Annotated in this window: 5 protein-coding genes; 4 read left to right on the top strand and 1 reads right to left on the bottom strand. The window is 70.2% G+C overall.

The annotated features are described in order from the left end of the window. A partial coding sequence (locus AC1DYI_RS22065; RefSeq protein ID WP_477206280.1) for a YhdP family phospholipid transporter occupies window positions 1-2,463 on the bottom strand: 2,463 nt, incomplete at its 3' end. 117 nt (window positions 2,464-2,580) lie between these two features. Here AC1DYI_RS22065 and glnE point away from each other — a divergent pair. The 4 genes from glnE to AC1DYI_RS22045 all read left to right on the top strand — a co-directional run. Further along, window positions 2,581-5,460 (top strand): bifunctional [glutamate--ammonia ligase]-adenylyl-L-tyrosine phosphorylase/[glutamate--ammonia-ligase] adenylyltransferase, encoded by a 2,880-nt coding sequence (gene glnE / locus AC1DYI_RS22060; RefSeq protein ID WP_477206279.1) that lies wholly within the window; start codon window positions 2,581-2,583, stop codon window positions 5,458-5,460. A 4-nt stretch (window positions 5,461-5,464) separates the two neighbouring features. Next, window positions 5,465-6,079 (top strand): rhombosortase, encoded by a 615-nt coding sequence (gene rrtA / locus AC1DYI_RS22055; RefSeq protein WP_477206278.1) that lies wholly within the window; start codon window positions 5,465-5,467, stop codon window positions 6,077-6,079. Next, entirely contained in the window at window positions 6,076-6,996 is a 921-nt protein-coding gene (locus AC1DYI_RS22050) for a DMT family transporter (RefSeq protein WP_477206277.1), read from the top strand. The genes rrtA and AC1DYI_RS22050 overlap by 4 nt, the downstream gene beginning before the upstream one ends. Window positions 6,997-7,076: 80 nt before the next feature. After that, window positions 7,077-7,396: glutathione S-transferase family protein (locus tag AC1DYI_RS22045; protein WP_477206276.1), on the top strand; the 320-nt coding region annotated here is incomplete at its 3' end.

The raw sequence follows: 7,396 nt of genomic DNA, 5'->3' as shown, positions 1-7,396 counted from the left end.
AGCCCGCGCGGTGCCAGGGGCGATGGAGAAGCCGCGCTGGCTGAACTCGATGCGGGTCTTGGCGTTGCTCAGCAGTGGCACGTCGGGTCGCACCCGCACGTCGTTGCCGCCCAGCGTCAGCGCACCCTTGACCGTGGTGGCGTGGCTGTCGTTCAGCGGGATGTTGAGCGCCAGCTGCAGGTCGGCCTGACCGGTGCCGGTGGCGTCGCGCAGAGCGTGCGACAGCCAACCGTCGATCGGCGTCGCGCCGACGAAGCGCAGCGCGTCACTCAAGGGCCCGCGCCCACCGCCTTCGATGACCAGCGTCGCCTCATGCGTCAGGTTGGCGATCTCACCGTTGACGTGCTTCAGCTCGATGCCCCACAGCTTCGCCCGCGCATCGCGGATGCGCATCGCCGTGCGGTCGAAGACCAGTTCACCGTTGAGCTCGGTGAACTCGGGCCAGCGCGAGACGCCCTCAGTCAGCACCGGTGGCACATAGGCAAAGGTCAGGTTCTCGGCCTGGGCAGTGACGACGAACTCGCCATCGGCGCTCTTGCCGCCTTGGGCAAACGGGAATTCGTTCAGGTCACCCCGCAGGCGCAATCGGGCGTGGCGCACGGTACCGCCCTGGATCGCACCGGCCAGGTACTCACGCGTGTGCCGCAGGCCGACCGGCATGTAGCGCGGCACGCTCTTCGCTTGACCCTGCTCGATCTGCGCGGTCAGGTCGATCACGCCCGGGAAGCGGCCGCCTTTGCCATGGCCGCTGCCGTCGCCGGTGTGCCAGTGCGCTTGCAGCTCGCCGCGCGCGTCGGCGTTGGCGAACTGGCCCTCCAGCAGGCGCAGGTCGATCAGCGGCGGCGGGGCGCTGGCGCCGGCCGATGGCCGCTGCGGCTGCACGCGCCAGACCAGACGGCTGCTGAAATGGTCGACCGGCAGCAGCGGGTCTTCGAACAGACCGGGCAGTTCGAACGAGCCGTGGCGCACCAGCAGCTTGGCTTCGCCGCCGGCTTCGTTGGCGTCRATCTCCAGGTCGGCGCCGCGCCAGCCCGGCCGGCCGACATGGGCGGGGCCCGAGGCGGCTTCAGGCGCCGGCAACGCAGCGATCGACAAGCCGCCGACACGGCCCTTGACGTGGTAGTGCGCCGGTTGCGCCGGCGCACCAACCCAGCTCAGCTGCAGCCCCTGCACCACGCCGGTCGGCACCAGCTCGGCCAGGCCCTGGCGCAGCGAGTCCGGCAGCGGCAGGCGGCCGGCGATGCTGGCCATCAGCGCCAGGTCCAGCCGATCGGCGGTGAATTCGCCACCGGCCACGGGCTGGTCGGACAGGGTCGGGCGACCCAGTTGCTGTTGCTGCGTCAGCGCGAGGCTGAAGCGGCTGGCCGGCCAACTGGCCCCTTCGGCGGTGGTGAAAGCCAGTTGCTGGCCCGACAGCTGCAAGCCACCGCCGTGGCGCTCGGCTTCGATCCGGCCCTGCAATCGCTGCAGAGCCAGCGGCTCCAGCGCCGGGGCCAGGCGCAAGGCGACGTTGTTCAGCGCGGCGTCCAAGGTCGCGCGCCGCCATTGGCCTTTGGACAGGTCCAGCCACAAGCGCGCAGCGCCGGCGCCGGCCTGCAGGTCAAACGGCAAGCTGACGTAGTCGCGCAGCTTCGCCATGTCGACACCAGGCAGCTGCGCGTAGGCCGTGCCGGACCAGTGCGCCCAGTCGCCGCTGCGCGCCAGCAACGGCTGGCTGAATCGACCGCTGAGCATGAATCGTTCGCCCAGGCCGGCGCCGGGGGTCGCGTCCAGCCGCATCTCGTGGCGGCGCAAGCCGTTGCGCAGCACCAGGTCGGCGTCGCGCAGCTCCAGCGGCGGCGCACCGCGTTGCTGGTCGACCCAGCGCAGGGTGCCGTGGCGCAGCACGAACTCGGGCTGGCTCAGCAGCCAATCCAGCCCGCCGCCTTCATCGACGCGGGCCGAGTTGTCCATGTCCAGCCCGGCCACGTGCAGCCGGCCTTGTGCGTCGCGCCGCACTTCGAGCTCGGCGTTTTCGATGTACAGCTGGGCCAGCACCAACCGCAACGTGAACAGGGACTTGGGCGACAAGGCGGCGCTGACCCGCGGCAACCGCAGTGCCTGGCGCCCCTCGCGGTCGGACAGGACCACATCGCGCAGCTCCAACGCCGGCACCCAGCCGGAGGATTTCACGCTGATCTGGCCAATGTGCACTGGCAGCCCGATCGCCTGGCTGGCACGCTCTTCGATCTGCGGACGCCACTCGTCGATGTGCGGCAAAATCCCCCAGTGCAGTGTCAGCCACGCGATCAGTACGATGCTCCACAACGTGAGCATCAACACAATGGCCCATCGCAGGGCCCCGCGTGACAAGCCAAGCAGCCAGCGCGAAGGCCGGTGCCAGGCCGGGCTGGGGCTGTTGGGTAACAAGCTGCTGACGAGGCGGCGAAACAAAGGCGCGCGCTCGGTGGAACGTGAGGGCATCAAAGGCATGAACAAAACCGGGCGGCAGGCCCCGGCGCCAGCCTTTTGGACGGGCGCGGTTGCAAGGGGCCGACGGCCCTTTGCCGCGCCAGCGGGTCAATCTAGCACAGAGCCCTCGTGGACCTGATCGGTTCCTTGCCCCCGGCAGCCCTCGGCCCCGACGCGACACCGCCGTCGCCCGAGACGCCGCCGCCCACCCACCCCACGGCCGACCACAGCCGCTTCGTCCAGCGCGTGCGCCGGCGCTACGCCGCCGAATTGCCCCTGTTGCCGACCGGCGTGCCGGACGGGCCGACGATTCTTTCGCTGATCAGCACGCTGGAACAGGCCGGACGGTCGCTGCCGACAGCCTTGCGGGTGGCGCGCCAGCTGGTGATCGAGCGCCTGGCGGTGCTGGATGTCGAGCAGGCCGCGTCGCTGGCGGATGTGACCGCAGCGATGACCGCGCTGGCCGAATCGACGCTCGAACGCGCGCTGGCCCAGGCGCTGGCCGATGCCGATGCGCGCCACGGCGCGCCGCTGGACGCGACCGGCCGCCGCGTCGATTTCTGGATCGTCGGCATGGGCAAGCTCGGTGCGCGCGAGCTGAACGTCTCGTCCGACATCGACCTGATTTATGTCTACGAGGAAGACGGCCAGACCACCGGCGGCCCGGCCGGTGTGATCTCGGCCCATGAATACTTCTCGCAGGTCGCGCGCCAGCTTTACACACTGATCGGCGACGTGACCGACGACGGCTTCGTCTTCCGCGTCGACCTGGCGCTGCGGCCGAACGGCAACTCCGGCCCGCCGGTGGTCAGCCTGGCGATGCTGGAAGAGTATTTCCTCGTCCAGGGCCGCGAGTGGGAACGTTTTGCGTGGCTGAAGAGCCGCATCGTCGCCCCGCGCGAGGCCATCACCAGCGGCCGCGCGGTCGCGCTGCGTTCGCTGGTCACGCCGTTCGTCTACCGCAAGTACCTCGACTACGGCGTCTTCGAGGGCCTGCGCCAGCTGCACCGCAAGATCCGCGACGAGGCCCAGCGTCGCGCCGCCGGCCGGCCCGAGCGCGCCAATGACGTCAAGCTGTCGCGTGGCGGCATCCGCGAGATCGAGTTCATCGTGCAGTTGCTGCTGGTCGCGCGTGGCGGCCAGTTCCCCGAGATCCGCACCCGCTCGACACTGAAGGCGTTAGACAAGCTGGCCGCCGGCGGGCTGATGAAGGCCGACAACGCGCGCAAGCTGGCCGATGCCTATGTCTTCTTGCGCCAGGTCGAGCACCGCATCCAGTACCTGGACGACCAACAGACCCACCTGCTGCCGACTGTCGATGGCGACTTGTCGTGGATCGCCGGCAGCCTGGCATCGCTCACCAACGGCGAGAGCACGCCGCGCTACGACGGCAGCTGCATGCCGCTGCCCGACGCCTGTCACCAGGCCAATGGTGGGCTGTCGCCTTCTTGCGCGCTGCTGGACCGCCTGTGCGGCGTGCGCGAGCTGGTCGCGACCGAGTTCGACGCGCTGCTGCACGACGGCCAGGCGCCCGCTGCCGGCCGGCCCGGCAACGGCGGCTGCAAACAATGCGGCGAAGGCCCGCTGGCCATCGACAACGAAGCACTGCTCGACCGCCTGCCCGCTGAACTGGCGGAGCGGGTGCGCGCCTTTGCCGCCCGACCCCGTGTGCAAGCGATGCGCGACGAGAGCAAGCTGCGGCTGGGCAAGCTGATGCTGCGCGCTGCGGCCGGCGTGACTAAGGAAGAGTGCTCGCTCGACGCCGCGCTGCGCCTGGTCGACTGGGTCGAGCCGCTGCTGCGGCGCGAAAGTTACCTCGCCATGCTGATCGAGCGGCCCGAGGTGCAGCGTCGGCTGCTGCGCCTGCTGGGCACGGCCCGTTGGCCGATGCGCTACCTGATCCGCCACCCGGGCGTGATCGACGAGCTGGCCGACGAACGCCAGCTGCGCGAACGCTTCGACCGCGCCGGCTTCGTCGCCGACCTCGAAGACCGGCATGCCGCGTGGGTGCGCTCGGGCGAGGCCGACGAAGGCTCGCTGCTGGACACACTGCGCCGCGCGCACCACGCCGAGGTCTTCCGCACGCTGGTGCGCGACGTCGAGCGCCGCATCACGGTCGAAGAGGTGGCCGACGACCTGTCGGCGCTGGCCGATGCGGTGGTCGACTGCTGCCTGCGCTGGGCCTGGCGCCACCTGAAGCAACGCCACCGCGAGGAGCCGCACTTCGCCGTCATCGCCTACGGCAAGCTGGGTGGGCTGGAGCTGGGCTATGGCAGTGACCTGGATCTCGTCTTCCTCTACGACGATGCCGACGAGGCCGACCCCGACCGCGCGCAAGAGGTCTACGGCGCCTTCGTGCGCAAGCTGATCAACTGGATGACGCTGCGCACCGCTGCCGGCGAGTTGTTCGACATCGACACCGCCTTGCGGCCGAACGGCAACTCTGGGCTGCTGGTCACATCGATCGATTCGTACGAACGCTACCAGCGCGGCCGTGGCAGCAACACCGCATGGACCTGGGAACATCAGGCCTTGTCGCGAGCGCGTTTCTGCGCCGGCTCGCCGGACCTGGGCGAGCGCTTCGAAGCGACGCGGCGCGAGGTGCTGTCGATGCCGCGCGAGGCCGAGGCGTTGCGTACCGAGGTCAGCGCGATGCGCGAGAAGGTGCGCGCCGCGCGGCCGGTGTCCAACGGCCGCTTCGACGTCAAGCACAGCGACGGCGGCATGATGGACGCCGAGTTCGCGGTGCAGTACCTGGTGCTGGCCGAAGGCGCGCGTCACCCGGCGCTGCTGGACAACAAGGGCAACATCGCGCTGCTGCAGCGGGCCGAAGACGCCGGTCTGTTGCCCGCTGGCGTGGGTACCGCCGCCGCCGATGGCTACCGCGAACTGCGCCGTGCGCAGCACCGGGCGCGGCTGGACGAGCAGCCGACCCAGTTCGACCCGGCCCAGCTCGCCACCGAGCGCGCGGCGATCCACGCGTTGTGGCACGCGGTGTTCGGGGGCTGAGCGTTTGCCCCATCCACCCGCCCGCCGCCACCTGACTTCTTCCTGGGCCTGGCCGCTGGCCACTGTGGTGGCCGCGTTGGGCGCCGTGCTGGTCTTCCCGTTGCCGACTGAGTTGCTCGACTGGCAGCCTGCGCTGGCCTGGTCGCAACCGTGGCGCGCGGTCAGCGCCGCCTGGGTCCACTGGAGCTTGCACCACCTGCTGATGAACCTGGCGGGGTGCGCCGCGCTGACGTTCCTGGGTTGGCGAGCCAGTCTCGGGCCGCGTGCGGTGGCCGCCTGGGCGCTGGCCTGGCCGCTGACCCAGTTCGGCCTGTTGACCCAGCCGGCCTTGCGGCACTACGGCGGGCTGTCCGGTGTGCTGCACGCCGCCGCGGCCGTCACTGCTTGCAGTCTGCTGGCGCGGCGTGAAGGCACCCGAGCGCGCACGGTGGGGGGCCTGCTGGCCCTTGGCCTGGTCACCAAGCTGGTGGTCGAGCGCCCCTGGGGCGCGGCCACTCAAGCGGTCGACGGCTGGGACTTTGCGCTGGCACCCGCCGCGCACGCCAGCGGCGTCGTCGCCGGGCTGCTGGCCTGGGGACTGCTGGGCCGTGAGCGGCAGCGCAACACGGCCGCCGAATGACCGACGGCCGCCGCACCCACCTGGACACGCTGGCCGTCGTCAGCCTGCTGCTGTGCTCAGCGCTGTGGGGCGTGAACCAGAGCGCGTCGAAGATCGCGGTGGCCGAGATCCCGCCGCTGCTGCAGGCGGCGCTGCGGTCGGCCGGGGCGGCTGCGCTGCTGGCCCTGTTCACCTGGGTGCGCCGGATCGATCTTCGGCCTGCCAACAAGCCCGCGGCGACGGTTCGCGGCGGGCTGTTGGCCGGCGCGCTGTTCGCGCTCGAGTTCGGCTGCATCTTCGTCGGCCTGCAGTACACGACCGCCTCGCGGATGGCGGTGTTCATCTACCTCGCGCCGTTCTTCGTCGCGTTGGGCATGCCGTTCATCGCACCCGGCGAAAAGCTGCGCGGCGGGCAGCTGGCCGGGCTGTTGCTGGCCTTTGCCGGTGTCGCCGCCGCGTTCGGCGACAGCTTCTCGGGCCGGGCGGTGGCGAACCCCCACCAGTGGTGGGGCGACACGCTGGGCGTGATCGCCGCGGCGCTGTGGGCCGGCACCACGCTGACGATCCGCGCAACGCCCTTGTCCAGCGCACCTGCCGAACAGACATTGATGTACCAGCTGGTGGTCTCGGCGCTGCTGTTGACCATCGCGACACTGGCCACTGGCGAGCGTTGGCCGCAGAGCGCCAGCATGGTCGCCTGGGGCGCGCTGGTGTTCCAGACGGTGATCGTCACCTTCGCCAGCTACCTGCTGTGGTTCTGGCTGGTGCGCCACTACCCGGCGACGCAGATCTCGTCGTTCACCTTGTTGACGCCGATCTTCGGCCTGGCCGCCGGCGTCGGCCTGCTGGGTGAGCCGCTGACGCCGCGGCTGGTGCTGGCGCTGGCCGCGGTGGTCGGCGGTATCGCGCTGGTCAGCCGGCGGCGCCACCGGTCCTGAGCAGCGTTTGTCGCGTCCGCGGCAGGCCGCGTCGCCTGAGGTGGCTAGACTGCGTCGATCAAATCGCGAAGGAGCAACCCATGATCACGCTGTGCGGCTTTGCCGTCTCGAACTACTACAACAAGGTCAAGATGGTGCTGCTCGAAAAGGGCATCGCCTTCACCGAGGAATACGTCGGCTCCGGCAGCAAGGACGAGACCACGCTGACCGCGTCACCGCTGGGCAAGGTGCCGTTCATCCGTCTGGCCGACGGCCGCACGCTGTGCGAGAGCGAAGTGATCGTCGAGTACCTCGAAGCCGCGTACCCGACACCAGCGCTGGCACCGGCCGACCCATGGGCCGCCGCCAAGGTGCGCGAGCTGACGACCTTCATCGAGCTGCACCTGGAACTGGTGGTGCG

This window comes from Ideonella sp. P3_A4 (genome assembly GCF_056403075.1).
Note: the sequence above shows the minus strand (reverse complement) of the source record. Positions and strands in the feature narration are given on the sequence as shown.

Bases quoted from the DNA above. Each gene is read 5' to 3' on its own strand.
- AC1DYI_RS22050 (WP_477206277.1), top strand. From the start codon at position 6,076: ATGACCGACGGCCGCCGCACCCACCTGGACACGCTGGCCGTCGTCAGC.